Here is a 25,304-nt window from a genome sequence, read left to right as displayed (position 1 = left end):
GGACGTACCAGAGGCGGAATATGTTTAATAATTTGACGGAGCGGCTGGCTCAGACGCTCAAGTCGGTTACCGGTCAGGCCAAACTGACCGAAGACAATATCAAAGGCACGCTGCGCGAAGTGCGGATGGCGTTGCTGGAAGCGGACGTGGCCCTGCCGGTCGTCAAAGAGTTCATTAACGGCGTCAAAGAGCGGGCGATCGGTCAGGAAGTCAGTGCCAGTCTGAATCCGGGTCAGGTGTTCGTTAAGATCGTCAATGAAGAACTGATCAAGGTCATGGGCTCGGCCAACGAAGAGCTCAACCTGGCGGCACAACCGCCGGCCGTGGTGATGATGGCCGGTCTGCAGGGGGCGGGTAAAACCACCTCGGTCGCCAAACTCTCCCGTTGGCTGAAAGAGCGCAAGAAAAAGTCCGTGCTGGTGGTCTCCGCCGACGTTTACCGTCCGGCGGCGATCAAGCAGTTGGAAACCCTGGCTGCCGAGGTCGGCGTCAACTTCTTCCCGTCCAGCAGCGATCAGGATCCGGTCGATATTGCCCAGGGGGCGATTCAGCACGCCAAACAGCAGCATATCGATGTGGTGATTGTCGATACCGCCGGTCGTCTGCATGTCGATGGCGACATGATGGACGAGATCAAGCGTCTGCATGCGGCCATCACGCCGGTTGAAACCCTATTCACCGTTGACTCGATGACCGGTCAGGATGCCGCCAACACCGCCAAGGCGTTTAACGATGTGCTGCCGTTGACCGGTGTGATTCTGACCAAAACCGACGGTGACGCCCGTGGTGGTGCGGCGTTGTCGGTCCGCCAGATCACCGGCAAGCCGATCAAATTCCTCGGTGTCGGTGAGAAGACCGACGCGCTGGAGCCGTTCTTCCCGGATCGGGTGGCCAGTCGAATCCTCGGCATGGGCGACGTGCTGTCGTTGATCGAAGAGGTTGAGCACAAGGTCGACAAGAAGAAGGCGGACAAACTGGCCGCCAAGCTGAAGAAGGGTAAAGGCTTCGATCTGGAAGACTTCCGTGATCAGCTGCAACAGATGAAGAACATGGGCGGTATGGGCGCGATGATGGCCAAACTGCCGGGCATGGGTAAACTGGCTGAAGCGGCCGAGAGTGCCAATGCCGAAAAGGGGATGCTGCAGATGGAGGCGGTGATCAACTCGATGACGCCCCATGAACGTCGCTTCCCTGATGTGATCAGTGGTTCGCGCAAGAAGCGTATCGCCGCCGGCTCCGGTACCCAGATTCAGGATGTGAACCGGGTCCTGAAGCAGCACAAGCAGATGCAGAAAATGATGAAGAAGCTTGGCGGCAAGGGCGGTATGTCGAAGATGATGCGCGGTATGAAAGGCATGATGCCGCCCGGTATGGGTGGTGGTATGGGCGGAATGCCGGGCATGGGAGGCATGCCGGGCGGGCTGCCGCCTGGATTCCGCAAGCGCTAGGTCGCACCTTTCGGCCTTGAGCGGCTTGGTTTGAAATGACCAGGTCGGTGTCGAGACGGGTCGGACAATTGATTAAAAACTAGTCTTTCCAAGGGCGGTTTATTCGCGTATAATTTCCGCCCTTCGTATTGGGGTGCTACGCTGCCTGTTTGGTGGTCGGGGCATCCGAACCGGGCTTCGTTGTGCGTGCCGGTCGATTCTATTTGAGCCGATCGGTGAGCGTGTTTCGAGGCAATACAAATCGTGGGCGATATCAAAACCCACCCAATAGAGGATCGAAGCGAATGGTAGTTATTCGTTTGGCTCGTGGAGGCTCCAAGAAGCGTCCGTTTTATCATATCTCCGTTGCAGACCAGCGTAATGCACGTGACGGTCGCTTTATTGAGCGTGTGGGTTTCTTCAACCCGGTCGCCCGTGGTCAGGAAGAGCGTCTGCGCGTTGACCTGGAGCGCGTTGCTTACTGGCAGGGCCGTGGCGCCCAGGCCAGTGACCGTGTTGCCAAGCTGCTGAAAGAAGCAGCCAAGACCGCTGAATAAGTCAATAGCAGGTAATCGGAACCGCTGATGGCAGTAGGGGATCGGTCAACGTCGAGCACAAAGCCCATTCCAAAAGAACGGGTGGTGTTGGGCAAGATTACGTCGGTTTACGGTGTACGTGGGTGGGTCAAGGTCTACTCCCATACCGAGCCGATGGACAACATCCTCAACTACAACCCCTGGTATATCGAAATTAATGGCCGCTTGCAGGCGATTGAGGTTGATCAGGGTAAGCGTCACGGTAAGGGTCTGATTGCCAAACTGGTTGGATGCGATGATCGAGAAGTGGCCCGCAATTTTTGCGGTGTGGATATCTCGGTCGATCAAGGTGAGTTGCCTGAACTCGAAGAGGGCGACTACTACTGGCACCAGCTGGAAAAACTGAATGTAGTGACCGAATCCGGTGTAGAGCTGGGTCGGGTTGATCACCTGATCGCGACGGGCTCCAACGACGTACTGGTCGTTCGAGGCACGGCGCAGAGTATCGATAAGCGGGAACGGATGATTCCGTATCTGCCCGAGCAGGTGGTTAAAGAGATAAACCTCGAAGCAGGTACTATTCGGGTCGATTGGGACCCGGAGTTTTAAGTTCGTGTGGGTCGGTGTTGTTACACTGTTTCCCGAGATGTTCCGGGCGATTACCGAGTATGGTGTCACCGGAAGGGCGCTGAAAAAAGGGCTGATCAGTCTCGAGAGCTGGAATCCAAGGGATTTCACCCACGATAAGCATCGAACTGTCGATGACCGCCCCTACGGAGGCGGGCCCGGAATGCTGATGAAAGTTCAGCCATTGCGGGATGCGATCCAGGCTGCCAAGGCAGCCGCCCAGGCTCAGGCCGGGGATAAGCCGGTCAAGGTGATCTACCTATCACCCCAGGGCCGCAAATTGGATCAGGTTGGCGTAAGAGAGCTGGCCGAGCGCGACAGTCTGGTGCTGGTCGCCGGACGGTACGAAGGTATCGACGAGCGATTGCTGGAAAACGAGATCGATGAAGAGTGGTCCCTTGGGGACTTTGTGGTCAGCGGCGGCGAACTGCCGGCCATGACCCTGATCGATGCGGTTTCCCGGCTGGTTCCCGGGGTGCTGGGGCATCAGGATTCGGCAACAGAGGACTCCTTTGAGGACGGGTTGCTGGATTGTCCGCACTACACCCGACCGGAGCTGGTCAACGAACAAACGGTACCCGCGGTGCTGCTTAGCGGTAACCACGAGGATATCCGGCGCTGGCGGCTGAAACAGCAGCTAGGCCGAACCTGGCAGCGGCGACCTGACCTGCTGGACGGTCGACAACTGAATAAAGAGCAACAGCGGTTGCTCGACGAGTTTATCCGCGAGGCGGAAACGGTCGATCAGACCCAACCGTCGGATAGTTAGAATTAGGAGCGAATCATGAGCAGCAAGAATCTGATCATTCAGGCGCTGGAAAACGAACAGATGGGCAAAGAAGTGCCCGAGTTTGGCCCGGGTGACACCCTGGTTGTCCAGGTTAAGGTTGTTGAAGGTAGCCGTGAGCGTCTGCAGGCGTTCGAAGGTGTGGTTATCGGTAAGCGTAACCGTGGCCTGAACTCAGCTTTCACCGTACGTAAGATCTCTCACGGTGTTGGCGTTGAGCGTACTTTCCAGACCTACAGCAAGGCAGTCGACAGCATCACCGTCAAGCGTCGTGGTGACGTACGTCAGGCCAAGCTGTACTACCTGCGTGAGCTGTCTGGTAAGTCTGCCCGTATCAAAGAGAAGCTGGCTAAGAAGTAAGCCTGACTTTTTGATCGCAGACTGCGAAAAAAGGCGACCCTCAGTGGTCGCCTTTTTTGTGCCCGTGACGCGGCGCTCAGGCCCGTTGGGCATCGCCTTTTGAGGCATTTTTCTATATCATCTGCCGGTTCGATTTACAGGTTAATTTTTCAGGTTAGAGTGCGATGCAGGCATCCGAAGTTAAGCAATTGATTGAGCAGCAACTAGAAGGCTGCGAGGCGATCACCGCCGGTGAAGGCTGCGATTTCCAAGTGGTCGTGGTGGGTGACAAATTCGACGGGCTGTCGCCGGTCAAGCGTCAACAGCTGGTCTACGGCTGTCTGACCGAGCAGATCGCCAGTGGTGCGATCCATGCCGTCACCATCAAGACCTACACCCCTGCCCAGTGGCAGGCTCAGGGCAACTAAGCCCTCCATCCCTTTGTTAGACCGGCCGAGCCTGTAGGGTGCGGCCAAGCGGAAGAAACTATGGATAAACTGCTGATCAGTGGCGGCAATCGTCTGCAGGGCGAGCTGCGTATTTCCGGAGCCAAAAACTCTGCCTTACCGATTATCGCCTCCACCCTGCTGGCTGACGGCCCGGTGACGCTTTCCAACCTGCCTCATCTGCACGATGTCACCACCATGATTGAGCTGCTGGGCCGGATGGGCGTGGGTGTGACCCTGAATGAGCGGATGAATGTCGAAGTCGACAGCCGCAGTGTTGATACCCTGGTGGCTCCGTACGAGCTGGTTAAGACCATGCGTGCGTCGATCCTGGTACTGGGGCCGATGCTGGCTCGTTTTGGGGAGGCTGAAGTCTCGCTGCCGGGCGGCTGCGCCATCGGTAGTCGTCCGGTGGATCTGCATATCCGTGGCCTGGAAGCCATGGGGGCCGATATCGCCGTGGAAGACGGTTATATCCGTGCCCGAACCAACGGCCGTTTGAAAGGGGCGCATATCTTCTTCGACACCGTCACCGTGACCGGCACCGAGAATATTCTGATGGCCGCGACGCTGGCCGAAGGTACCTCGACCATCGAGAATGCTGCCAAGGAGCCGGAGATCGTCGATCTGGCGGAGTGCCTGATTGCGATGGGTGCAGATATCGAAGGTCATGGCACCGATACCATCCGGGTGCGTGGCGTTGAGCGTCTGGACGGTTGCCACTACTCGGTAATGGCCGACCGTATTGAGACCGGTACCTATCTGGTCGCCGCCGCCGTGACCGGTGGCAAGATCAAGTTGAAGGACACCCGTCCGGACACCCTTGAAGCGGTACTGATGAAGCTGGAAGAGGCCGGCGCCGAGATCGAGACCGGTGACGACTGGATCAGCCTGGACATGCACGGCCGCCGGCCCAAGGCGGTCAACCTGACCACGGCGCCTTATCCGGCGTTTCCGACCGATATGCAGGCTCAGTTCGCGGCCATGAATGCGGTTGCCGAAGGGGTCGGGATCATTAAGGAGACGATTTTCGAAAACCGCTTTATGCATATCCAGGAGATGATCCGGATGGGTGCCAAATGCACCATCGACGGCAACACCGTGGTGATCGAAGGGGTCGAAACCCTGAAAGCGGCCCCGGTGATGGCCACCGACTTGCGGGCCTCGGCCAGTTTGGTCATCGCCGCGCTGGTGGCCGAAGGCGATACCCTGATCGATCGGATCTACCACATCGATCGCGGTTACGAGTGTATCGAAGAGAAATTTGAGCTGATCGGCGCCAAAGTTGGCCGGGTGGCTTCCTGACAATTCCAGCATCCCCATACAGAGCATGACCATGACCCAAACCACCGCCAGTCAGTCCATTACGATTGCCTTGTCGAAAGGGCGTATTCTGAAAGAAACCCTGCCGTTGCTGGAGCAGGCCAATATCATTCCGGCCGAGGATATCTTCTCCAGCCGAAAACTGATTTTTGATACCAACCATCCGCATATCAAGCTGTTGGTCATTCGCGCCACCGATGTGCCCACCTACGTGGAGTACGGTGCCGCCGATATGGGGGTATCCGGTAAGGACGTGCTGCTCGAACATGGGGCCCGTGGCCTGTATGAACCGCTGGATCTGAATATCTCACGTTGCCGGTTGATGACCGCCGGGCTGGTGGATGCCAAGCCGATTCCCGATGGCGGTCGGGTCAAGGTGGCGAGCAAGTTCGTCAATATCACCAAACGCTACTTCGCCAGCCAGGGCAAGCAGGTCGATATCATCAAGCTCTATGGTGCGATGGAACTGGCGCCGATCATGGGGCTGGCCGACTGCATCGTCGATATCGTCGATACCGGCAACACCTTGAAGGCCAATGGCATGAAACCGCTGGAGCTGATCGCCCCGATCAGTACCCGACTGGTGGTCGGCAAGGCGGCGATGAAAATGAAACACAGCCTGATTCAACCGATCATCGAGCAGCTGGGCGAGGCGGTCGAGCGGGCCAAGGATGCCGAAAACCAGGCCGACGAGGTATCAGCATGAGTGATCCGAGCGTAACCCGGCTGGTTTATGGTCGGGGTGACTTCGATGCCCGACTGGACCAGCTACTGGCCTGGGAAACCGTATCCGATACCAGCGTCAATCAGGTTGTCGATGGCGTGTTGGCCGATGTCCGCCGTCGTGGTGATGACGCGGTGGTCGAGTACACCAACCGTTTTGACCGTCTCAGTGCTGCCGATATGGCCGCACTGGAGATGGGGCCGGAGCGACTGCAGCAGGCTCTTGATGGTCTGAGTAATGAACAGCGCCAGGCGCTGGAAACCGCCGCCCAGCGGGTCCGCAGCTACCATGAGCACCAGCTGCAGCAGTCCTGGCAGTACACCGAAGCCGACGGCACCATGCTGGGCCAGCAGGTGACGCCGATGGATCGGGTCGGCATCTATGTCCCCGGTGGCAAAGCTTCCTACCCGTCGTCGGTCCTGATGAACGCGATTCCGGCCAAGGTGGCCGGCGTTAGCGAGATCATCATGGTGGTACCGACCCCCGATGGTGAGATCAACGAGCTGGTCATGGCGGCGGCCTGCCTGGCCGGTGTCGACCGGGTCTTCTGTGTCGGTGGTGCCCAGGCCGTGGCGGCACTGGCGTACGGTACCGAGACGGTACCACGGGTCGATAAGATCGTCGGACCGGGCAACATCTATGTCGCCACCGCCAAGCGGGCGGTGTTCGGGCTGGTCGGAATCGATATGATTGCCGGGCCATCCGAGATTCTGGTGGTCTGCGATGGCCAGACCGACCCGGACTGGGTGGCGATGGACCTGTTCTCCCAGGCCGAGCATGATGAAGATGCCCAGTCGATCCTGATCTGCCCGAATGCGGCTTATCTGGACGCGGTGTCGGCCAGCATTGCCAAGCTGCTGCCGACCATGGAGCGCCGTGAGATTATCGCCAAGTCCCTCAACGACCGGGCCGCGCTGATCGAAGTCGCCGATCTGGATCAGGCGGTGGAGCTGGTGAACCGGATCGCACCGGAGCACCTGGAGCTGTCTGTCGAGGATCCGGATGCGCTGCTGCCGAAGATCCGCCATGCCGGTGCGATCTTTATGGGGCGCTATACCGCCGAGGCGTTGGGCGACTACTGTGCCGGCCCCAACCATGTGTTGCCGACCTCGGGTACCGCCCGCTTCTCGTCTCCGTTGGGGGTTTATGACTTCCAGAAGCGCTCGTCGTTGATCCGCTTCTCCGCCGATGGTGCCAGCGAACTGGGTAAGACCGCTTCGGTACTGGCCCGCGGTGAAGGCCTGACCGCTCACGCCCGCTCCGCCGAGTACCGAATCAAGCCGGAATAGGCAGGAACCGGATAGGCTAGAAAAAGCAACGCTATCGAACTCAGGCCCATCTCGGTGGGCCTGCTCTCCATCCTCTTTAGAAAAGTCGACCAACCATGACCCAAGCCAGCCTCGAACAACGTATCTCCAAACTGATCCGTCCCGAAGTGCGGGCGTTGCATGCCTATCAGGTGCCGCCGTCGACCGGAATGTTGAAGCTGGATGCGATGGAAAACCCCTACCAGTGGTCCGATGCCACCAAACAGGCCTGGCTCGACAAGCTGGCCGAGGTGGAGATCAATCGCTACCCCGAACCCCAGGCCCAAGGGGTCAAGGATCGGTTGCGCCAGGTGATGGGCATCCCATCGGAGTACGAGCTGATGCTGGGTAACGGCTCGGACGAAATCATCCAGATTCTGGCGATGGCGGTAGCCGGTGATGATGTCTGTGTGATGGCGCCGGAGCCCAGCTTCGTGATGTACCAGATGATCGCTACCTTCTGCCGAATCGATTACGTCGGCGTGCCGCTGGACAGCCAGTTCGATCTGGATCTTGGCGCGATGCTGGAGCAGATCGAAGCGCGCCAGCCGGCGTTGATCTTCCTGGCCCAGCCCAACAACCCGACCGGTAACCTCTATAGCGAGGAGAAGATTCGCCGTATCGCCGAAGCCAGTCAGGGGCTGGTGATCGTCGATGAAGCTTACACGGCGTTTACCGATTGTGACTCACTGTCGCTACTGGGCGATTACGACAATTTGGTGCTGATGCGTACCCTGTCGAAAGTGGGTCTGGCCGGATTGCGGTTGGGGCTGTTGATCGGCAAGCCGGAATGGCTCGGTGAGTTTGACAAGCTGCGCTTGCCCTACAACATCAATGTATTGACCCAGGCCAGTGCCGAGTTTGCGCTGGACCACTACGAGCTGTTCCGGGAGCAGACCGCCAAGCTGCGTCAGGCTCGCATCAGCCTGATCGACGCGCTGCAGCAGCTGCCGCAACTGCAGGTCTGGCCCAGCGAGGCCAACTTTGTGCTGGTTCGCTCGCTGGAGAAGCCGGCGGCCGAGCTGCATGAGGCTTTAAAGGGCGCCGGTGTGCTGGTGAAAAAACTGGATGGCGGTCATCCGGCGCTGGCCGGTTGTCTGCGAATCAATGTCAGCACTCCGGAAGAAAATCAGCGTCTGATCGAAGCCCTAAAACCGTTGCTGTAAGGCTTTCTCAACGCGGTGGCGATCGGCTGGGTTGGTCGGGCTAGGGCTTCTTAGCCAGGGTTACCGGGCTCGGGTCGGTGGTCGGTTGCCGATGGTGGCTTCGACGTTGATCAGCTCGCCGTTGCGCAGCAGTCCCAGTTTCAGCATCGTGCCGGGCTTGGTGACGGCGATCTGGTTCATCGCCGCCTGGCCGCTACGGATCGGCTGACCGTCGATGCTGATCAGTACATCACCGGGCTGCATGCCGGCTTGATGGGCCGGGCTGTCACGGAAGATTCCCGCGATGATCAGTCCCCAGGCTTCTTCGGTGCCGAAAGACTCGGCCAGGGCGGGAGTCATCTGCTGGATCTCGATACCGAGCCAGCCGCGAACCACGCGACCGTTCTCGATAATGCCTTTCAACACACTGCGAACCAGATCCACCGGGATGGCGAAGCCGATACCCTGGGAGCCGCCGGAGCGCGAGAAGATCGCGGTGTTGATACCGATCATATTCCCCATGGCGTTGACCAAGGCGCCCCCTGAGTTGCCGGGGTTGATGGCGGCGTCGGTCTGGATAAAGTTCTCGTAGGTGTTGATACCCAGCTGGTTGCGACCGGTGGCGCTGATGATACCCATGGTGACGGTCTGGCCGACGCCGAACGGGTTGCCGATCGCCAGCACCACATCACCGACCTGCTGCGGCTGGGAGACGGCCAGATCGATGACGGCCAGCTCCTTTAGTTCGATTTTCAGCACCGCCAGATCGGTTTCCGGATCGGTACCGATCACCTTGGCTTCAGCTTCGCGACCGTCGTGCAGTGCGACCAGGATGGATTCGGCATCGGTGATGACGTGGTTGTTGGTGACGATATAGCCCTGAGGGCTGATGATGACTCCCGAACCCAGGCTGGAGATCACCTGGCGTTGGGTACGACCGTTGGCGTCAGGTTGGCCGTAATATTCGCGCAGGGCCGGGTCTTCAAACTGATCGCCGCTGTTTTGAGGCGCACGGCTACGGGTGTAGATATTGACGACCGCCGGTGCCGCTTTGGCCACTGCATCGGCATAGGAGACCGGGCCGACGCCCAGATTGGAAGTCGGTGGTGTCGGGCTGACCTGATGGATCTCTACCGGAGCCAGGCTCGGGCTGATACCCTGCGGAAAGAAGGTCAGCATCACGAACGCCACCAGTATTCCAGCAGCGATCGGCCACAATAGTAGGGTGGTCAGTTTGCGCATATTGCTCAAGAACTCGGATAATGGCCCATTATACGAACTGAAATTGTTGATTGGTAATCGATTTTGAGGATAACACCGTGTCCGTAGCGTTAACCCAGTTAGTTAAAACCTTAGACCAGTGGTTGGAACCCGGGCTGATCAAGGACTATTGCCCCAATGGCCTTCAGGTGGAGGGGCGTGCGCAAGTACGGCGTATCGTTACCGGTGTCACCGCCTCCCAGGCTTTGCTGGATGCCGCGGTGTTGGCCAAGGCCGATGCCGTGCTGGTGCATCACGGCTATTTCTGGCGCGGCGAAGACCCCTGTGTACGTGGGATGAAGCGGCGCCGACTGCAGACCCTGCTTGAACACGATATCAGCCTAATCGCCTACCATTTGCCGTTGGATATTCATCCGCAACTGGGCAATAACGCTCAGTTGGCTCGACGGCTGGGGTTGACGATTGAGGGCGGACTGGAGCTCAACAGTCGTCAGCCGGTGGGGTTGTGGGGCCGGCTTGAGCAACCGCTAAGTGCTGAGCAGCTGGCAGAACGTATTGAAGCTGAGCTGGGGCGTCGGCCGCAGTGGATCGAAGGCAACGCCAAGCGTATTGAAACCCTGGGGTGGTGTACCGGTGCGGCCCAGGGCTATATCGAACATGCTATCGCCCGGGGACTGGACGCCTTTATCAGTGGGGAGATCTCAGAGCCGACGGTCTATGCCGCCCGTGAAGGCGGGGTGCATTACTTCGGTGCGGGCCACCATGCCACCGAGCGCTACGGGATCCAGGCAGTGGGTCAGCAGCTGGCGGATGAGTTTGATATCGAACACTGTTACATCGAATTGGATAACCCGGTATAGCTAGATCTTTTGGTTGGCGCGTTAGAAACGAAAACGCCCGGCGCTTGGCCGGGCGTCGTGTATTTACCGATAATGGGCTGGTGTCAGGCCATTCGAGAGGGCTCCTGCACCTCCTCTTCTTTTTTCAAACCGTACTCTTCCGACAGCGTGCCTTCGGCCTCGGGGTCGGTTTTAGGAGCGTAATCCCGAGGCGGTTCGACCTGGGACTCTGAGGTGCTTTGCTGTTCCGGTGCTGCTTCTTGCTCGGCTGCCGGATCCGTACGGTGCTCCAGGCTGACCAGCAGCTGGTCATCGTTGCAGAGCTCACGGGCGCTGTTGGAGAGGTGCTGGTGCACATCGCGATAACTATCGGTCAGTTTATTGACCAGCTCGGCGGTCTGAGTAAATCGGGTGGCTACATCCAGCTTATAGGCCTCCAGCTCTCGGCGTGCCTCATTGAGCTCCTCGATCAGAGCGCCTTTGCTGCGGGAGCCGATATTGCTTCGGCCGATCAGTAGGCCGAAAATTAGACCAATGACCAGGGTTGAAAAGCTGACCAGCAGGACGGTTTGGGTGGCTGATTCCACTGCGGTTATTCCTCCGATAGTGCGCGGACTTGAAGGGCCGAAGATACTTCAATTTGTAGATGAAGACAAAGGCCGGGAGGCGGTTTGCGGCGGTGCGGAGGCAATTGCTATAGTCGCTGGTTTTTGGCGGTTGATGGCAGCATCTGATCCATAATTGCTGGCAAGGGACCGTCGGTTTGCCTTGCCGGGCGTCGGCAGGCGGGAGATGAGGGCAATGAAACAGCTAATCTTGGGTGGAGCCCGTTCCGGTAAAAGTCAGTTGGCCGAACGTTTGGCGATGCAATCGGGGCTTGAAGTTGCCTATATCGCCACCGCGACGGTGGGTGATGCGGAGATGGAGAGTCGCATTGGTCTGCACCGGGACCGTCGTCCTGAGCACTGGGGCTTGGTGGAGGAGCCGGTCGCCTTGGCGCAATGTCTGCAACAGCACGCCGGTGATCTGAAACTGCTGCTGGTAGACTGCCTGACTCTGTGGCTGAGCAATCTGATCTGTCTGGAACAACACGGTGTTCTGCGGCGCGAAGTGGATGCGCTGTTGGATATCCTGCCGCAGCTGCCCGGGGAGTTGATCTTTGTCTCCAACGAAGTGGGGATGGGGATCACGCCAATGGGGGAGTTGAGTCGCCATTTCCAGGATGAGCTGGGGATGTTGCACCAGCAGCTGGCAAGCCAGTGCGACCGGGTGGTGTTGACCGTCGCCGGGCTTCCCCATGTATTAAAGCCCGCCGGAACTGTGCTGGCGCTTGAATCCTGATCCATCTTTTTCTGTCTGTTGTGTTCTGAGGAGAACCCAGTGAGCGATTCCCTTGAATGGCTGTACCAACCGATCCAACCCCTGAATGCTCAATGTCACGCCGAAGCCCAGGCGTATCAGAATCAGCTGACTAAACCTCCCGGGTCACTGGGGCGCTTGGAGCAGTTGGGGGCCTTGTTTGCGGCCGCTCAGGGACAGCTGAAGCCGGTGTTGAAGAAGGTTTCCATTCGGGTGTTTGCGGCCGATCACGGCGTCGCTGAAGAGGGGGTTTCAGCTTTTCCTCAGGAGGTGACCGTCGAGATGGTGCGTAACTTTTCCCGTGGTGGGGCGGCCATCACGGTGCTGGCCCGCCAGCTCGGGGCGGATTTCAAAGTGGTTAATGTCGGTACCCTGACGGAATTGGAATCTCTGCCGCAGGTTGAGGATGCCCGTATCGCAGCGGGGACCGCCAATTTCTGTCGTCAACCGGCGATGAGCCCCGCTCAGTTAGAAGCCGCGCTGGCGTGCGGTCGTCGTGCTGCCGAGCAAGCGGCTGATCAGGGCGTACAGTTATTTATCGGTGGTGAGATGGGGATCGCCAATACCACGGCCGCCACCGCGCTGGCCGCTGCGCTGCTGGAGCAACCGGCCCGGAGCCTGGTCGGTCCGGGGACCGGGGTCGACAGTGCCGGGATCGATCGGAAAACCACGGCGATCGACCGGGCACTGGCTTTGCACCAGGCTAAGCTGGATTCGCCGCTGGCGACTCTGCAGCACTTGGGAGGGCTGGAGATCGCTGCGTTGTGTGGTGCTTATCTGGGCTGTGCCCGGCGCGGCTTGCCGGTGCTGGTGGATGGGTTTATTACCACCAGTGCTGCGCTGGTGGCCAGTCGTATCAACCCGCAACTGCGGCCCTGGTTGCTGTTTTCCCATAATTCTGCCGAGCCGGGACATCGCCTGATGCAGCAGGCCATGGACGCCGAACCGCTATTGGATTTAGGGATGCGTCTGGGGGAGGGCAGTGGTGCTGCGGTCTGTGTTCCACTGCTGCAATCGGCCTGCAGACTGCAGTCGGAGATGGCGACCTTCGCCGAGGCTGCGGTCAGTGAAAATATCTGCTAGCAGCGATAACGAAACCCGAATGATGAAGCGACAGCGATGTCCGGTTTGATTATCGATTTGCTGCGACACGGCAGCTGCGACGACGGTGCCATCTATCGAGGATGTACCGATTCTGCCCTGTCTCCTCTGGGGATGCAGCAGATGGAATCAGCCTTTGCCGCTCTCAAGGCCGCCTCAAACGATACTCCCGGCTGGCATCGAATCTATAGCTCACCGCTGCAGCGCTGTGCGGTACCGGCCCAACGTTTTGCGAGTCAGTTACAGCTTCCGTTGACGTTGGAGCCGGCGTTGCGGGAGTTGGACTTCGGTCAGTGGGATGGCCTGTTGCTGGAGCAGGTCTGGCAACAGCAGTCGAAACAGGTGATGGCTTTCTGGCAGGATCCTGATCACAATCCGCCGCCGGGTGGTGAAACCATGCTGGCGCTGCGCCAACGACTCCAACCTCTATTGTCAGGCTGGCTCGAGGCGGTTCCCGATGGTGAACAGCAGAATTTGCTCTGTGTGACCCATGGCGGGGTTATCCGCGCGCTGATCTGCTTACTGCTGGGGCTGCCCGGAGCCAGTGCGCAGCAGTTGAGTCTTGATTATGCGTCGCTGACCCGGGTTGAACTCTATCCTGATACCGAGGGAATTAGCCGACAGGGCTTTCACGCCCAGTTGGTATTCTTTAACCGACGTCCGCTGTTATCCGATTATGACTGAGCCGACAACGAAACCGTTACCGCAGAGCCTGCTGCCGCTGCTGGTCGCGTTGCAGTTTTTAACCCGTTTACCGGTGCCGGAACCCGGGCGGGTCGCCGACGAAGTGGTGGGGCGTTCGCTGCTTTGGTATCCGCTGACCGGGCTGCTGCTTGGCGCGCTGTTATGGTGGTCTCAGCTGCTGTTGCAGTGGTTGTTGCCGGGACAATGGTGGCTGCAGGCGGCATTGTTGCTGACTATCTGGTGCCTGATGACCGGAGGCCTGCATCTGGATGGATTGGCCGATAGCGCCGATGCCTGGGTGGGTGGCTTCGGTGACCGCGAACGAACATTGCAGTTGATGAAGGACCCAACCTGTGGTCCGGCCGCAGTGATGCTGCTGGTGCTGTTGCTGCTGGTTAAGTTCGCCGCTCTGGTGCAGCTGTTGTCGCTGAATACTGCCTGGCTGTTGGTGGTGCCTTTAATCGGTCGTGGGCTGCTGTTACTGCTGTTTTTAACCACCGACTATGTTCGGCGTCAGGGGTTGGGCGCGATCCTGGCCGAGCAATTTAACCGACGCCAAGCCAGATGGTTGCTTATAGCGCTGGCAATCTTGTTGCTAAGTGCCGGCTGGCCGGCGTTGCTGGCGTTGGCTTGCGCCCTGCTGTTGTTTGTCGGGTTGCGGCGTTTGATGGTTAAACGGCTTGGCGGAACGACCGGCGACACGGCGGGTGCGTTGGTGGAACTGAGTGAGGCGGCAGCGCTGATTGGTCTGCTGATTGCGCTTTAGGGAAGCTGCGAACAGATTTCCGTGGTTTCAAGCGCTTGAAGTGCGCAACGTCCAGGCACAAGTGGCAGCGAATGGTCGTCGTCCCAGCAAAGTTCCTTAATTATCTATGGCTAATGATTAATGCTTAATTTGATTAACATCGATAGAATAGCCGCCAGTGAATGCAGTTTGTTCTAGACTATTCCCATGCAGTCCAAAATTGATTTAACCGATATCGAGTTGTTGCGCGAAGCCTCCAAGCAATTGACCTCCGACCAACTAATTACCGCTCAGCAGTGGATCGAAGGACTGATCCAAGAACGTCACGAAACTCAAAACCAACGGATTGGCGATCGTAATCTGAAACAGATGCGTGGCCTGATGGCAAAAGCGGGAATCAGTTGGGATGAGTTTCAGAAAGCGCTCTAATTACTCCAACTAAAGGCCTCACGGCCACCGCAGCAAACCTGCCTATTCAGCGAGGAATTCATACTCGCTGCGATGCTGTGCACCTTGCGAAAATAAGCGACTGGATTTGAGGACAAACCGATCCACGGGGATGCTGATGTCCAGGCTCCGATGCCTGTCGATAAAAGCGCTCAGATCGGGTTGTTGACGGCGACGGAAACGACCCAGGGTCCAGTGGGGATGGAATCGGCGGGACTGAATTTGAACCCTGGGGATATGATTCAAGGCCAGCCGCTGCTTCTGTTGTAGTAATGAAAGCGACTGGCTGGGAGCAACACCCAACCAGAGCGCGCCGGAGCGAAAGAATCCGATTTCGCGGCACCGAAGTTCGAAGCGGTTGAAATCGATCCGGCCAAGGGCATCGGCGATCGGCTCCAGTAAGTCGTCGGCTACCTCGCCGATAAAGACCAGGGTTAAGTGGAGCTGATAGGGGGTGCTCCAGCGAACACCGGGTATTCCCTGACAGAGGCGCTCCACTGCTGGTAACTGATCGGAAGGTGGTTCAATCGCGGTAAACAGGCGCATAACCTTAGTTTATCCGAACCGACAGGATGGGGTCATGTTTCGTCCTGGCGAACCAGAGAGATGCTGAATACGCAGCAAGTTGAGATTATTTCTCAAAAGGTGTTGATAACGATTATCAATATGTTTAATCTGTCCTTGTTCAGGGCTCCTGAGGTACCTGCCAACGGGTCGGCAATTGACCTGGCGGGTTACCGGTTCAACTGATTGGTCATCAAATCGAACCGGCAGGTACCTCCCCGAACGGTCACACTCATCTCTTAACGCACCTTCGGGTGCGTTTTTTTTCGATTGATTTTCCGGCGGTTATTGCCGTTTCGCTGATTGTTTATCTCGACCTAAGCTGCTGAATCTGTCGGTGCTGGCGATATTTAATGAGGCTTATTAGCATAGGTAGTTGATAATCAATATCGTTAATAGTAAGGTTGTCCCTGTTCTACCCCACCGGCCGAGTGCTGTTTTGATCGCCAAAGCAACAGAAGTCTGGTGACCTATTACCATCTCTTTTTAACGCACCTTTGGGTGCGTTTTTTTTGTCTAACAGGGGTTCGCCCGGGATGGGGTCGGCCAAAATCGTCCGGTTGGTTAGCCTTGTTGCCCGTTGTCGAGCAGTCGGTTTCGTCCGGAATGTTGATTAGGGTGCTTAAAAGTCGGTTGCAGCTCCATAAATTCCGATCCTCGCAGCAAATTTCCGGGCTAGGCTAGAAGAGGCTGCTAGAATGTGTGGCTTCGATAGACTGCAGCCACTGAGAAGCTGCCACCCTATGAATTGACGGTTTTGGTCTCTGAGGAGTTGCATCATTGCGTAAAGCGATATTTTTCGGCCTGGGATGGGTGTGCTTGCTGTTAGGGCTTATCGGCGTTCTGCTGCCGCTGCTGCCGACCACACCCTTTATCATTCTGGCGGCCTATTGCTTTTCTCGCAGTTCCCGGCGTTTCCACCAGATGCTGGTGGGGCACCGCCTGTTCGGTCCGATCATCCGTGATTGGGAAGCCCATGGAGTCATCCCGTTGAAAGTGAAGTGGATCTCCAGCACCATGATGTTGTTGATGATCAGTTACCCGGTTTTCTTCAAGCCGCTTCATTGGGCCATTGATGCCAGCATGCTTGGGGTCGCGGCGATCGCCTTGTTGTACATCTGGAGCCGACCGTCACAGCCGAAGGATCAAGCGTCTTCACCCGATAAGCGTGAACTTCATACGCAGGTTGATCCCACTGACTGATCCAGCATCCAGCTTGGCCGCCTGTTCCCTTTCCGATCCTTAGCCCCTCGTTTTGCGTGTCTGGGTGTTTTTGTCAATAAACTTGGGCGGTTAGACACTCGCCGAAGCCTGAGTGATCCTCCAAGCTATCTCTCCTCTTTTTACAACAATAAACAAGCGGAGCTGTTTCGATGAATCAGATTGACCAGTTTTTTGAGGCGATGGTGGCGCGTTTCCAACCCGAGGCGGCGCGCGGCCTGGATGCCGTGTTTCAATACCGGTTGGCCGAGGGGGATAGCTACTTTCTAACCATCCGTGATCAGCAATGTGCGCTTGAGCGTGGCGAGCATGGCGCTCCCTGTGTCACCCTGAAGATGAAGTTCGACACGCTGCAGAAGCTGGGACGTGGGGAACTGGATGGGATGAAGGCGTTTATGTTCGGTAAGTTAAAGGTATCCGGGGATATGGCGCTGGCGACCCGGTTGGCAAAACTGTTTCCGACCGGTTGATCCCTGAGCTGCGATTTGCGTGTTCGGTGTCTTCAAGCGGGTTCCACTGTTTGGCTAGGCTGTTTCTTGGTCGTGATCTTGCTCCAAACGGGTGTTTTATTGTCTTGGCGCAACGCTTTGAGTTGCGCATCAAGTTATCTTGGCTAGGCTAGTTAACAGCTTGATTCAAAAGGTGGGCACTTTGGCATGCCACAGCCTGCAAGCCCGCTGCGAGGGATAACCCAATGTCACCAGAAGAAGCCATCAAACAGCTGGATCAGATCTTGCGCGGCAAGTACTCTGATATCACCATCCTGCCATCGGGGATCTGTAGCCGTACCATACAGATCCCTTTCAAATCCGGTTCGGCGCTGCAATACACCCTGACACTGTTTGTGGAAGTGGAGATGGCGCCCACAACCGGGGTTGCGACGGCGATTCGCATCAGTCATCCGCCAGCCCATGCCTGGGAGTCGACGCCGGAAGACCTCAGCTCGGCCAGTGGTAATCTGCGAACGCTGTTCGATATGATCACCGACCTGGGTAAAGAGTATCTGACCCGCGAACGCCAGACCCTGAAGGTGTTGAATAATCAGGAGTTGGGCAAGCAGCTGTCCCGCCTATGCCAGGCCAACGGTGGTGACGGCGCTGCCGATGATGCCGACGAATTCGTGATCCGCAAAGGGCAGGCACAGGTGGCGGTAAAAATTATTGAGGATAAATCAGCCAGTCCTCATGCCGCGGTGAATATGACCGTTAACGGTATCGACAGCAAGGATCTGCTGAGTGCGGTTAAGGTGTTGCTACAGAACGCCGCTAGCTGACCCAAAGAAATACGGGGCAGGGCAGTTTTTCTGCCCTGGCCTGATGTCGTTCGCTGGTTTTCGAGCCCCCTTCCCGATAGCATAGAGACCTTATTAAGGGCCGCGCTGACGGCTTGAATTTGCGGTATCTGGCGGATCAATCAATCTATGAGTTATCAGGTTCTGGCGCGTAAATGGCGCCCCTCCACCTTTGAAGGGATGGTGGGGCAAGAGCATGTCCTTCAGGCTCTGGTCAACGCGCTCGACAGCGACCGATTGCATCATGCTTATCTGTTCACCGGCACCCGGGGTGTCGGTAAAACCTCCATCGCCCGACTATTCGCCAAATCACTGAATTGTGAGCAGGGCGTCAGCTCCAAGCCTTGTGGGCAGTGCGGGCCCTGCCGTGAAATCAGTGAAGGACGTTTCGTTGATCTGATTGAGGTGGATGCGGCTTCGCGGACCAAGGTTGAAGATACCCGCGAGCTGATGGAGAACGTCCAGTACGCGCCGACCCGGGGGCGTTATAAGGTTTACCTGATCGACGAAGTGCATATGCTGTCCACCCACAGCTTCAATGCGCTGCTGAAGACCCTGGAAGAACCCCCGCCCCATATCAAATTCCTGCTGGCGACCACCGATCCGCAGAAACTGCCGGTGACCATCCTGTCACGCTGTTTGCAGTTCAACCTCAAGAACATGGTGCCGGAAAAGATCGTGGCTCATCTGCAGCAGGTGTTGCAGGCCGAACAGATCCGCTTCGAAGAGCAGGCCTTGTGGCTGCTGGCTCGTGGTGCCAATGGCAGTATGCGGGATGCCATGAGCTTGACCGATCAGGGGATCGCGTTTGGTAGTGGCGAGCTGCGTGAAGCCGATGTCCGGGCGATGCTCGGTACCGTCGATCAGCACCAGGTGCTGGGGCTGTTGCAGCAGTTGGCGCAGGGTTCGGCCCAGGGGGTGTTGGACCTGGTGCGACAGATCAGTGAACTGGGTGCCGATAGCGATGCTATCCTTGCCGAGCTGCTGAGTTTGCTGCATCGGATCGGTATCGCCCAGATGCTTCCCCAAGGGGTGGATAACAGCCAAGGGGATCGGGATGCGATCCTGGCGTTGGCTCAATCCCTCAGAGCGGAAGACGTGCAATTGTTCTATCAGATCGGCGTAAACGGACGCCGTGATCTGCCCCACGTGCCGGTGGCGCGTGAAGGGCTGGAGATGACATTGCTGCGGATGCTGGCGTTCCGTCCGGTTGCAGTCGGTGAGTTGGCGCTGCCGCAAGGGGAGCTTTCAGCGCCCGCCGCGCCCGTGGTCGAGCCAACGGCTGAATCCGCTTCAACCATCAGTGCTGCTGAGCCACAACAGTCAGCGCCAGAGCTTACGCCAGCGGCATCTCCGTTTAAGGAAACTGTTGAGCCTGGACCCGAAGCCGTGGTTCCTCCGGCTAATATCAGCCCGCAGCCTACTCCGGGCTCTGAGTCCATGGCGGGACAGGTTCCAGCCGCGCCGATGGCTGATCCCCATGATCCGCCACCCTGGGGCGACCCAACTCCGACGCCCGCTGGGGGTGAGTCAAAAAAGTCTGAGGCGCCGACCGCCACAGAGTCGGAACCAAGCCCCCGTGACAACATGGGGATTGAGAGTCCGTCCCGGATTCGTTCAGTGACTCAGGCAGATACAACCGCATCTGCTGCGCTGTCAGCCGAGCAGCCCGACGCCGGGACTTCGCCTATTTCTGCTGTGGCAGCAGAGCCAGCCCCATCACCAGCACCTTCGCCGTCGGTGGCGCCGAAGCCGGCTGTTGCCGCTCCCGATAGGGTTGCCGAACGGCCACAGGGCGCAACGGCGGCCAAGCAAAGTGCACGGCTGGATGTGCGGGGTGGTGAACTGGCTAGACGATGGGTGGAGGTGATTGATCAGATTGGCCTGAGCGGGATGACGTATAATATTGCCGCAAACGCTTGGCTTGAGGCTGAGCAGCAGGGCAGCTGGCGCTTCTGTCTGGCCAGTGATCGACTACACCTGTTTAACGATACCCATCAGCAACGGTTGGCCAAGGCATTATCGGATCATCTGGGGCAGCCGCAACGGGTTGAGGTAGTCGAGGGCCGCAGCGACGCTGAGACCCCGGCGGGTTTTCGTCAGCGAAAACGCGAAGAACGCCAAGCTGAAGCGGTGCGTTCGATAGAAACCGATACCAATGTGCAGGCGATTATGGCGGCGTTTGATGCTCGGATTGACCCGGCCTCCGTTCGTCCGATCGATGCCAAAGAGGCCTGACGGCGGTTCCGGCAGGGCTAAACAAGCAATTTTACCGAGGAGTAAACCATGAAAGGCGGAATGGGCAACCTGATGAAACAGGCCCAGCAGATGCAAGAGAAGATGCAGCAGGCCCAAGAAGAGATTGCCAATGCAGAGGTGACCGGTGAATCCGGTGCGGGCCTGATCAAGGTGGTGATGAACGGTCGCCACGATGTTCGTCAGGTATCGATTGATGACAGCCTGATGGAAGAAGATAAAGAGATCTTGGAAGACCTGTTGGCTGCTGCGGTTAACGATGCGGTACGCAAGGTAGAAAGCGCCAGCCAAGAGAAAATGGCCAGCATTACCGGTGGCATGATGCCTCCGGGATTCAAGATGCCGTTCTGATCGGTGCCTAACGTATTATGAGTTACAGCCCGCTGATCGATCAGCTGATTACGGCGTTGCGCTGTCTGCCGGGGGTGGGTGCCAAGTCTGCCCAGCGGATGGCGTTTCAATTATTGGAACGGGACCGTCAGGGTGGTCGATTGTTGGCCGAGGCGTTGCAGCAGGCGATGGCCGATGTGGGCCATTGCGCACAATGCCGTAACCTGACCGAGCAGCCGGTTTGTGGCATCTGCGCCAGCCACAGCCGTGACCCGCAGCTGCTCTGTGTGGTCGAAAGCCCGGCGGACGTGGTGGCGATCGAGCAGAGTGGAAGCTTTCGGGGACGCTATTTCGTGCTGCAGGGGCATTTATCACCGCTGGATGGCCTCGGTCCTGACGACATCGGTATTCCGCAACTGCTGGAGCGGTTGCAGGAATCGGAGGTTGAGGAGCTGATCATCGCGACCAACCCCACGGTCGAAGGTGAAGCCACCGCGCACTATATCGTCGAGCAGGTGCGGCCGATGGGGCTCGAAGTTACCCGGATCGCCCATGGGGTCCCGTTGGGTGGTGAACTCGAGTATGTCGACGGCAGTACCCTGACCCACGCATTCAATGGACGTAAAGCTCTGTGATCAACCAACCTCTGGACGAAAACCAGCTGCAGCAGTGCCGACAGGCGATCTACCATGCCGAGTGGGTCGACACCGATGCGAGACTGGCCGAGCTGGGCCGGCAATGGCGTCAGCAGCCCCGGGTGGCGATCGATACCGAATTCCAGCGGACCGATACCTTCTACCCGATTCCCGGCCTGATCCAGGTCGGTAGCGAAGGCCAAGCCTATCTGATCGATCCGCAGGCGATCAGTGACTTCTCGCCGTTGATTGATCTGCTCAACGATGAAAATGTGCTGAAACTGGTTCATGCCGGCAGTGAAGACCTGGAGCTGTTTGCCCACAGCTATGGTGCCGTGCCGCGACCGCTGTTCGATACCCAGACTGCCTGTGCTTTCTTGGGCTTGGGGTTGTCGGTGGGTTATCAACGTCTGCTCAACACCCTCTTCGGGCTGGAGGTCGATAAGCAGGAGACCCGCTCGGATTGGTTACAGCGTCCGCTCACCGAGTCGCAGTGTCATTATGCTGCCGAAGATGTCGTATTTCTGGAGCTGATTTATCAGCGCTTGCTGCCAAGATTGGAAGCCGAAGCCAAGCTTGATTGGGTGTTGGAAGAGTGTGGGCAGGCGGCTGATGAGGCGTTGGTACCGCCGCCGATGGATAGCTACTACCTGCGATTCAAACAGGCTTGGAAACTGCGCCCCGAGCAACTGTCGGTACTCTATACGCTGTCGAGTTGGCGCGAGCGTGAGGCCCGTGAGCGGGATATGCCGCGCAACTTTGTGCTGCATAACAATAGCCTGCAGTCGATAGCGACCCGCTTGCCCAGTTCGATGGGGGCGTTGTCGAAAGTCGAGCGGATTCGAGGTCGCACGCTGTCCAAAGATGGTAAGACGTTGCTGGATCTCGTGAAACAGGGGCTTGAGCGGGATGATCAAGCCAGTATCCCGGTGCCGGACCGGCCGCTGCCAAGCCGTTGCGGCGCGCAATTGAAACAGCTCAAGGCGCTGGTGAACGAGCGTGCCGAAACGCTCGACATTGCACCGGAATTGATGGTTAAGCGTAAGGATATGGAAGCCCTGGTGCGTAGTCAGCTGGAAACCGGTGAAGCTGTCTTGCCCGATGGCTTGCAAGGCTGGCGAGAGCAGGTGGTTGGTACAGCACTGAAGACGCTGTTGAACGACAACAATTGCGAATTAAATAACGAGAGTCAGGCATGAAAGTAATCTGTTCCGTCTATAAGAGCCCGAAAAAGTCCGATATGTACCTCTATGTTGATAAGAAAGAGGGGCTGGCCCGGGTGCCTGAGACTCTGTTGGAGATGTTTGGTACTCCCAAAGAGGCGATGACATTGCTGGTCACGCCGGGTAAAAAACTGGCCCGTGTAGAGGCGCCGAAACTGCTCGCAGCGTTGCGTGATCCCGGCTATTACCTGCAGATGCCGCCCCCTCGTGAAGAGTATATGCTCGATCTATATCGAGCGCCGACCGAAGCCAAGTACTGATTGGGATAACTGAGCGTCGATGGTCGCGTTTCAGCCGTTCTGGCAACGAAAGACTCTAGAGCAACTCAGTCCTGACGAGTGGGAGTCCCTGTGTGATGGCTGCGGAAAATGCTGCCTGCACAAGATCGAGGATGAGGATAGCGAGGAGCTGTTGTTCACCGCTATCGCCTGTCGAGAGCTGGATCTGGATTGCGCTCGTTGCCGTTCCTATGAACAGCGTTTCAAGGCGGTACCCGAGTGCCTCAATGTTCGCGAGCTCGCCCTGGAAAATTATCACTGGCTGCCTCGGACCTGCGCTTATCGACTATTGGCCGAAGGCCAGCCGTTACCGGATTGGCACCCGCTGATCAGCGGTGATCCGCAAACGGTGGTCGATGCTGAAGTATCGGTGATTCGATGGGCGGTCAGCGAGACTCGAGTGCGTGATGACGAGTGGTTTGACTACGTGCTGGACGGGGTCGAACTCTAGTTCCCGATGCTGTCATTTCCTGCGGTAGTACGCGCTGTATCAGTGACGGGACATCAAATAAGCGCCGGCAGCTACCATGATCGAACCGGCGCTGCGGTTGAGGCGTTTCACCGCAGCTTCGGAGCGGAACCACTGCCTTGCCACATCGGCAAACTGGGCGATCAGCATCAGCCCGATCATCAGTCCCACTAGGGTCAGCGCACTGGCCAACAGAATATCCCCACCGCTCAAACTACCCAGATCCATAAATGTCGGCAGGAAGGCGATATAGAACAGGATCACCTTGGGGTTGGAGGCCGAGATCAGAAACCCCTGGGTGAAACTGAGCAGCAGACCTTTGCGGGTCTGTTTGTTATCGATGCTCTCCAGATCCAACGGCGCATTCCACATCTTCCAACCCAGGTAGCAAAGATAGATGGCACCAACGATCCGGATCAGGGTGAACACCTCTCCCCAGTTTTGTGCGATGGCGGCCAAACCGAAACAGGCGGCGATCAGATAGAGGATGTCACTGATGGTCATTCCCAGTGCCAGCATCCAGCAGCTATCTCGGCCAAACATCAGAGCTCTGGCCAGCAAGGCGAAGACACCCGGACCCGGGGTGACGGCAAAGATCAGGATGGCGAAGAAAAAAGTGATGGCGCTTTCGGGAGTCATGGGGTGTGGTCGGGTTAAAGGTACGAAGAGTTGATGTTAGTGCCAGCAGGGGCGCATCGCAGGCTCTTAAACTATCACTAAGCCGACCGGCGACAAAGACAATTCCGTGCGAAATGAGATCCGGCGTCGATACCGACCGGGGTTGTGGATGCAGCCTATATCGGCTGGGTGTTATTTGACAAAGTGTTTACGCTCCGGACCGTAGTGAGTGGAGAGGTAATCCAGGATCACGGTGCGATCGGCATCGTCGAGTTCGTCCAGTCCCTGTTCGTCGATCATCCAGTCAATCACTTCGTCCCAGCCCTCGCGGGTTTGACCCTGTTGCGCAATGATACGTTCGGAATGGCAGGCGGTGCAGGCATAGTAGGTGGTATCAACGCCGGGAGCCGGAAAAAGGACTCCGTACTCGGAGGCTTCTGTTCCAGCGCCATCGGGTAGCTGTTCTTGGGGGGCTGTGAGTGTGGCTGTGGCCGTGGCATTGCTGTTCTTCGGGGCGTTGGGGCGGTCGGTATTATAGTGGGCCGTCAGATAGTCCAGGATGGTCTGGCGATCTTCTGCGGAGGGTTCTGTCATCCCCTGTTCCCGTATGACCCAATCGAAGATCTCTTCCCAGCCTTTTCGGGTCAATCCCTGCTGGACCACGAGGCGCTCGGAATGACAGGCCGTGCAGGTGTAGTAGGTGACCTCAGCACCTGGGGCGGGCACCAGAAGGCCGAATGCTGATGTCTCCGTCGCTGTTGTCGCTTTGGCTTGGCTGCTGGCTGAGCCGATCAAGCTCAAGGGGGCGGGGGACTGGCTATTCATATAGGCGATCAGGTCAGCGCGATCCTGGTCTTTCTTGAGCCCGGCGAAGGTCATTCGGGTGCCTCTAACGGTACTGCCCGGGTCGGTCAGAAAGCGGTCCAGGCGCTCCAGTGTCCAGTTCCCGCCTTGCGCTTTCATCGCGTCGGAGTAGCCAAAGCCAGCATGGGTGGCAATTTCACGGCCGATGACCGCGTACAGGTTGGGGCCGATCTTGTTCTCGCTGCCGTTATCAATCGAGTGGCACGCCGCGCACAGGCGAAACAGCTTCGCCCCTTTTTCAGGGTTGGCGGTGGCCAGTCGTTGTTCTAGGGCGCTGGCTGCGTCGGCACCAGCTGGCAGCAGCAGTGTACCGAGCAGGGTTGCTGTAATGGTTGAGTGTACGATCGCTCTCGTTTGCACGGGTGGGCTCCACAGCTCTGCTGTCGTGATGACCGGGGGTCAGCAGGCAGCAGGCTTTCGAGCTTCGTCGGGCGCCGCTGCTGGATTAGCTCCGGGTGGTCGGTGGCTAAAGCCGGGCACCTCGTCAGGATGCCCGGT

30 protein-coding genes are annotated in these 25,304 nt (G+C 57.8%); 25 read left to right on the top strand and 5 right to left on the bottom strand.

The genetic code is table 11. The features are described 5' to 3' along the window. Positions 1-20: 20 nt before the first annotated feature. The 10 genes from ffh (at position 21) to hisC (ending at position 8,682) form a co-directional block, all read left to right on the top strand. Entirely contained in the window at positions 21-1,448 is a 1,428-nt protein-coding gene (ffh, locus tag ACO05M_RS17400; RefSeq protein WP_421865829.1) for a signal recognition particle protein, read from the top strand. A 284-nt stretch (positions 1,449-1,732) separates the two neighbouring features. After that, the gene (gene rpsP / locus ACO05M_RS17395) at positions 1,733-1,984 is read left to right on the top strand and encodes a 30S ribosomal protein S16 (RefSeq protein WP_421865828.1); all 252 of its coding nucleotides are present in this window, start codon (positions 1,733-1,735) and stop codon (positions 1,982-1,984) included. 27 nt (positions 1,985-2,011) lie between these two features. Then, the gene (gene rimM, locus ACO05M_RS17390; RefSeq protein ID WP_421865825.1) at positions 2,012-2,572 is read left to right on the top strand and encodes a ribosome maturation factor RimM; all 561 of its coding nucleotides are present in this window, start codon (positions 2,012-2,014) and stop codon (positions 2,570-2,572) included. 4 nt (positions 2,573-2,576) lie between these two features. Next, a complete protein-coding gene (gene trmD, locus ACO05M_RS17385; protein ID WP_421865822.1) occupies positions 2,577-3,359 on the top strand; it encodes a tRNA (guanosine(37)-N1)-methyltransferase TrmD in 783 nt (260 codons plus the stop codon). 15 nt (positions 3,360-3,374) lie between these two features. Then, positions 3,375-3,737 carry a 50S ribosomal protein L19 gene (rplS, locus tag ACO05M_RS17380; protein WP_114695270.1) on the top strand — a complete coding sequence of 121 codons (363 nt, stop codon included), beginning with the start codon at positions 3,375-3,377 and terminating at the stop codon, positions 3,735-3,737. 164 nt (positions 3,738-3,901) lie between these two features. Continuing rightward, positions 3,902-4,144 carry a BolA family protein gene (locus ACO05M_RS17375; RefSeq protein WP_421865819.1) on the top strand — a complete coding sequence of 81 codons (243 nt, stop codon included), beginning with the start codon at positions 3,902-3,904 and terminating at the stop codon, positions 4,142-4,144. 60 nt (positions 4,145-4,204) lie between these two features. Next, positions 4,205-5,467: a UDP-N-acetylglucosamine 1-carboxyvinyltransferase gene (murA, locus tag ACO05M_RS17370; RefSeq protein WP_421865816.1), complete on the top strand. Its 1,263-nt coding sequence runs from the start codon at positions 4,205-4,207 to the stop codon at positions 5,465-5,467. 31 nt (positions 5,468-5,498) lie between these two features. Then, complete coding sequence (gene hisG / locus ACO05M_RS17365; protein ID WP_421865813.1) at positions 5,499-6,191, top strand: ATP phosphoribosyltransferase; 693 nt, start codon at positions 5,499-5,501, stop codon at positions 6,189-6,191. Next, the gene (hisD, locus tag ACO05M_RS17360; RefSeq protein WP_421865811.1) at positions 6,188-7,498 is read left to right on the top strand and encodes a histidinol dehydrogenase; all 1,311 of its coding nucleotides are present in this window, start codon (positions 6,188-6,190) and stop codon (positions 7,496-7,498) included. The genes hisG and hisD overlap by 4 nt, the downstream gene beginning before the upstream one ends. A gap of 95 nt (positions 7,499-7,593) precedes the next feature. Further along, positions 7,594-8,682, top strand: a complete 1,089-nt coding sequence (hisC, locus tag ACO05M_RS17355) for a histidinol-phosphate transaminase (protein WP_421865808.1) — start codon at positions 7,594-7,596, stop codon at positions 8,680-8,682. A 60-nt stretch (positions 8,683-8,742) separates the two neighbouring features. On the opposite strand, the gene ACO05M_RS17350 is transcribed toward hisC, so the two are convergent. Next, positions 8,743-9,903 carry a S1C family serine protease gene (locus ACO05M_RS17350; RefSeq protein ID WP_421865806.1) on the bottom strand — a complete coding sequence of 387 codons (1,161 nt, stop codon included), beginning with the start codon at positions 9,901-9,903 and terminating at the stop codon, positions 8,743-8,745. A 77-nt stretch (positions 9,904-9,980) separates the two neighbouring features. Between ACO05M_RS17350 and ACO05M_RS17345 the strand changes: the two genes are divergently transcribed. Then, the gene (locus tag ACO05M_RS17345; RefSeq protein WP_421865803.1) at positions 9,981-10,742 is read left to right on the top strand and encodes a Nif3-like dinuclear metal center hexameric protein; all 762 of its coding nucleotides are present in this window, start codon (positions 9,981-9,983) and stop codon (positions 10,740-10,742) included. 83 nt (positions 10,743-10,825) lie between these two features. Here the strand turns inward: ACO05M_RS17345 and ACO05M_RS17340 are convergent, their stop codons facing one another. After that, positions 10,826-11,308 (bottom strand): YhcB family protein, encoded by a 483-nt coding sequence (locus ACO05M_RS17340; RefSeq protein ID WP_421865800.1) that lies wholly within the window; start codon positions 11,306-11,308, stop codon positions 10,826-10,828. 214 nt (positions 11,309-11,522) lie between these two features. On the opposite strand from ACO05M_RS17340, the gene cobU reads away from it, so the two are divergent. The 5 genes from cobU (at position 11,523) to ACO05M_RS17315 (ending at position 15,039) form a co-directional block, all read left to right on the top strand. Then, positions 11,523-12,062, top strand: coding sequence for a bifunctional adenosylcobinamide kinase/adenosylcobinamide-phosphate guanylyltransferase (gene cobU, locus ACO05M_RS17335; RefSeq protein WP_421865797.1), 540 nt, complete (start codon positions 11,523-11,525; stop codon positions 12,060-12,062). Positions 12,063-12,101: 39 nt separating this feature from the next. Further along, positions 12,102-13,163, top strand: a complete 1,062-nt coding sequence (gene cobT, locus ACO05M_RS17330) for a nicotinate-nucleotide--dimethylbenzimidazole phosphoribosyltransferase (RefSeq protein ID WP_421865794.1) — start codon at positions 12,102-12,104, stop codon at positions 13,161-13,163. A gap of 36 nt (positions 13,164-13,199) precedes the next feature. Further along, positions 13,200-13,865, top strand: coding sequence for a histidine phosphatase family protein (locus ACO05M_RS17325; RefSeq protein ID WP_421865791.1), 666 nt, complete (start codon positions 13,200-13,202; stop codon positions 13,863-13,865). Then, positions 13,858-14,631 (top strand): adenosylcobinamide-GDP ribazoletransferase, encoded by a 774-nt coding sequence (locus ACO05M_RS17320; protein ID WP_421865788.1) that lies wholly within the window; start codon positions 13,858-13,860, stop codon positions 14,629-14,631. The genes ACO05M_RS17325 and ACO05M_RS17320 overlap by 8 nt, the downstream gene beginning before the upstream one ends. Before the next feature lie 186 nt (positions 14,632-14,817). Beyond that, complete coding sequence (locus ACO05M_RS17315; protein WP_421865786.1) at positions 14,818-15,039, top strand: hypothetical protein; 222 nt, start codon at positions 14,818-14,820, stop codon at positions 15,037-15,039. 42 nt (positions 15,040-15,081) lie between these two features. On the opposite strand, the gene thpR is transcribed toward ACO05M_RS17315, so the two are convergent. Beyond that, positions 15,082-15,603 (bottom strand): RNA 2',3'-cyclic phosphodiesterase, encoded by a 522-nt coding sequence (gene thpR / locus ACO05M_RS17310; protein ID WP_421865782.1) that lies wholly within the window; start codon positions 15,601-15,603, stop codon positions 15,082-15,084. A 798-nt stretch (positions 15,604-16,401) separates the two neighbouring features. Here thpR and ACO05M_RS17305 point away from each other — a divergent pair. The 9 genes from ACO05M_RS17305 (at position 16,402) to ACO05M_RS17265 (ending at position 23,306) form a co-directional block, all read left to right on the top strand. After that, positions 16,402-16,824 carry a YbaN family protein gene (locus tag ACO05M_RS17305; protein ID WP_421865779.1) on the top strand — a complete coding sequence of 141 codons (423 nt, stop codon included), beginning with the start codon at positions 16,402-16,404 and terminating at the stop codon, positions 16,822-16,824. A gap of 170 nt (positions 16,825-16,994) precedes the next feature. After that, entirely contained in the window at positions 16,995-17,312 is a 318-nt protein-coding gene (locus ACO05M_RS17300; RefSeq protein WP_421865776.1) for an SCP2 sterol-binding domain-containing protein, read from the top strand. 224 nt (positions 17,313-17,536) lie between these two features. Further along, positions 17,537-18,115 (top strand): hypothetical protein, encoded by a 579-nt coding sequence (locus ACO05M_RS17295; RefSeq protein WP_421865773.1) that lies wholly within the window; start codon positions 17,537-17,539, stop codon positions 18,113-18,115. A gap of 147 nt (positions 18,116-18,262) precedes the next feature. Continuing rightward, positions 18,263-20,371: a DNA polymerase III subunit gamma/tau gene (dnaX, locus tag ACO05M_RS17290; RefSeq protein ID WP_421865771.1), complete on the top strand. Its 2,109-nt coding sequence runs from the start codon at positions 18,263-18,265 to the stop codon at positions 20,369-20,371. A gap of 48 nt (positions 20,372-20,419) precedes the next feature. Further along, positions 20,420-20,740: a YbaB/EbfC family nucleoid-associated protein gene (locus ACO05M_RS17285; protein WP_421865768.1), complete on the top strand. Its 321-nt coding sequence runs from the start codon at positions 20,420-20,422 to the stop codon at positions 20,738-20,740. Between the two features lie 17 nt (positions 20,741-20,757). Then, positions 20,758-21,354, top strand: a complete 597-nt coding sequence (gene recR, locus ACO05M_RS17280; protein ID WP_421865765.1) for a recombination mediator RecR — start codon at positions 20,758-20,760, stop codon at positions 21,352-21,354. After that, entirely contained in the window at positions 21,351-22,553 is a 1,203-nt protein-coding gene (rnd, locus tag ACO05M_RS17275) for a ribonuclease D (protein WP_421865763.1), read from the top strand. Before recR ends, rnd begins: the two co-directional genes overlap by 4 nt. Continuing rightward, on the top strand, positions 22,550-22,837 hold the full coding sequence (locus tag ACO05M_RS17270) for a YcgL domain-containing protein (protein ID WP_421865760.1): 288 nt from the start codon (positions 22,550-22,552) through the stop codon (positions 22,835-22,837). Before rnd ends, ACO05M_RS17270 begins: the two co-directional genes overlap by 4 nt. Before the next feature lie 19 nt (positions 22,838-22,856). Next, on the top strand, positions 22,857-23,306 hold the full coding sequence (locus tag ACO05M_RS17265; RefSeq protein ID WP_421865758.1) for a YcgN family cysteine cluster protein: 450 nt from the start codon (positions 22,857-22,859) through the stop codon (positions 23,304-23,306). Positions 23,307-23,345: 39 nt separating this feature from the next. Here the strand turns inward: ACO05M_RS17265 and ACO05M_RS17260 are convergent, their stop codons facing one another. Both ACO05M_RS17260 and ACO05M_RS17255 read right to left on the bottom strand, forming a co-directional pair. Beyond that, positions 23,346-23,963 carry a LysE family translocator gene (locus ACO05M_RS17260; protein ID WP_421865756.1) on the bottom strand — a complete coding sequence of 206 codons (618 nt, stop codon included), beginning with the start codon at positions 23,961-23,963 and terminating at the stop codon, positions 23,346-23,348. A gap of 171 nt (positions 23,964-24,134) precedes the next feature. Then, positions 24,135-25,166, bottom strand: a complete 1,032-nt coding sequence (locus ACO05M_RS17255; protein WP_421865752.1) for a c-type cytochrome — start codon at positions 25,164-25,166, stop codon at positions 24,135-24,137. Between the last annotated feature and the right edge of the window lie 138 nt (positions 25,167-25,304).

This window comes from Motiliproteus sp. (genome assembly GCF_965230735.1).
Taxonomy (GTDB): Bacteria; Pseudomonadota; Gammaproteobacteria; order Pseudomonadales; family Balneatricaceae; genus Motiliproteus.
Note: the sequence above shows the minus strand (reverse complement) of the source record. Positions and strands in the feature narration are given on the sequence as shown.

What these genes read in the sequence shown, in the direction of transcription:
- ffh (WP_421865829.1), top strand. Translation starts at nt 21, where the DNA reads ATGTTTAATAATTTGACGGAGCGGCTGGCTCAGACGCTCAAGTCGGTT.
- rpsP (WP_421865828.1), top strand. Translation starts at nt 1,733, where the DNA reads ATGGTAGTTATTCGTTTGGCTCGTGGAGGCTCCAAGAAGCGTCCGTTT.
- rimM (WP_421865825.1), top strand. Translation starts at nt 2,012, where the DNA reads ATGGCAGTAGGGGATCGGTCAACGTCGAGCACAAAGCCCATTCCAAAA.
- rplS (WP_114695270.1), top strand. Translation starts at nt 3,375, where the DNA reads ATGAGCAGCAAGAATCTGATCATTCAGGCGCTGGAAAACGAACAGATG.
- ACO05M_RS17375 (WP_421865819.1), top strand. Translation starts at nt 3,902, where the DNA reads ATGCAGGCATCCGAAGTTAAGCAATTGATTGAGCAGCAACTAGAAGGC.
- murA (WP_421865816.1), top strand. Translation starts at nt 4,205, where the DNA reads ATGGATAAACTGCTGATCAGTGGCGGCAATCGTCTGCAGGGCGAGCTG.
- hisG (WP_421865813.1), top strand. Translation starts at nt 5,499, where the DNA reads ATGACCCAAACCACCGCCAGTCAGTCCATTACGATTGCCTTGTCGAAA.
- hisD (WP_421865811.1), top strand. Translation starts at nt 6,188, where the DNA reads ATGAGTGATCCGAGCGTAACCCGGCTGGTTTATGGTCGGGGTGACTTC.
- hisC (WP_421865808.1), top strand. Translation starts at nt 7,594, where the DNA reads ATGACCCAAGCCAGCCTCGAACAACGTATCTCCAAACTGATCCGTCCC.
- ACO05M_RS17350 (WP_421865806.1), bottom strand. Translation starts at nt 9,903, where the DNA reads ATGCGCAAACTGACCACCCTACTATTGTGGCCGATCGCTGCTGGAATA.
- cobU (WP_421865797.1), top strand. Translation starts at nt 11,523, where the DNA reads ATGAAACAGCTAATCTTGGGTGGAGCCCGTTCCGGTAAAAGTCAGTTG.
- ACO05M_RS17325 (WP_421865791.1), top strand. Translation starts at nt 13,200, where the DNA reads ATGTCCGGTTTGATTATCGATTTGCTGCGACACGGCAGCTGCGACGAC.
- ACO05M_RS17320 (WP_421865788.1), top strand. Translation starts at nt 13,858, where the DNA reads ATGACTGAGCCGACAACGAAACCGTTACCGCAGAGCCTGCTGCCGCTG.
- ACO05M_RS17315 (WP_421865786.1), top strand. Translation starts at nt 14,818, where the DNA reads ATGCAGTCCAAAATTGATTTAACCGATATCGAGTTGTTGCGCGAAGCC.
- thpR (WP_421865782.1), bottom strand. Translation starts at nt 15,603, where the DNA reads ATGCGCCTGTTTACCGCGATTGAACCACCTTCCGATCAGTTACCAGCA.
- ACO05M_RS17300 (WP_421865776.1), top strand. Translation starts at nt 16,995, where the DNA reads ATGAATCAGATTGACCAGTTTTTTGAGGCGATGGTGGCGCGTTTCCAA.
- ACO05M_RS17295 (WP_421865773.1), top strand. Translation starts at nt 17,537, where the DNA reads ATGTCACCAGAAGAAGCCATCAAACAGCTGGATCAGATCTTGCGCGGC.
- dnaX (WP_421865771.1), top strand. Translation starts at nt 18,263, where the DNA reads ATGAGTTATCAGGTTCTGGCGCGTAAATGGCGCCCCTCCACCTTTGAA.
- ACO05M_RS17285 (WP_421865768.1), top strand. Translation starts at nt 20,420, where the DNA reads ATGAAAGGCGGAATGGGCAACCTGATGAAACAGGCCCAGCAGATGCAA.
- recR (WP_421865765.1), top strand. Translation starts at nt 20,758, where the DNA reads ATGAGTTACAGCCCGCTGATCGATCAGCTGATTACGGCGTTGCGCTGT.
- ACO05M_RS17270 (WP_421865760.1), top strand. Translation starts at nt 22,550, where the DNA reads ATGAAAGTAATCTGTTCCGTCTATAAGAGCCCGAAAAAGTCCGATATG.
- ACO05M_RS17265 (WP_421865758.1), top strand. Translation starts at nt 22,857, where the DNA reads ATGGTCGCGTTTCAGCCGTTCTGGCAACGAAAGACTCTAGAGCAACTC.
- ACO05M_RS17260 (WP_421865756.1), bottom strand. Translation starts at nt 23,963, where the DNA reads ATGACTCCCGAAAGCGCCATCACTTTTTTCTTCGCCATCCTGATCTTT.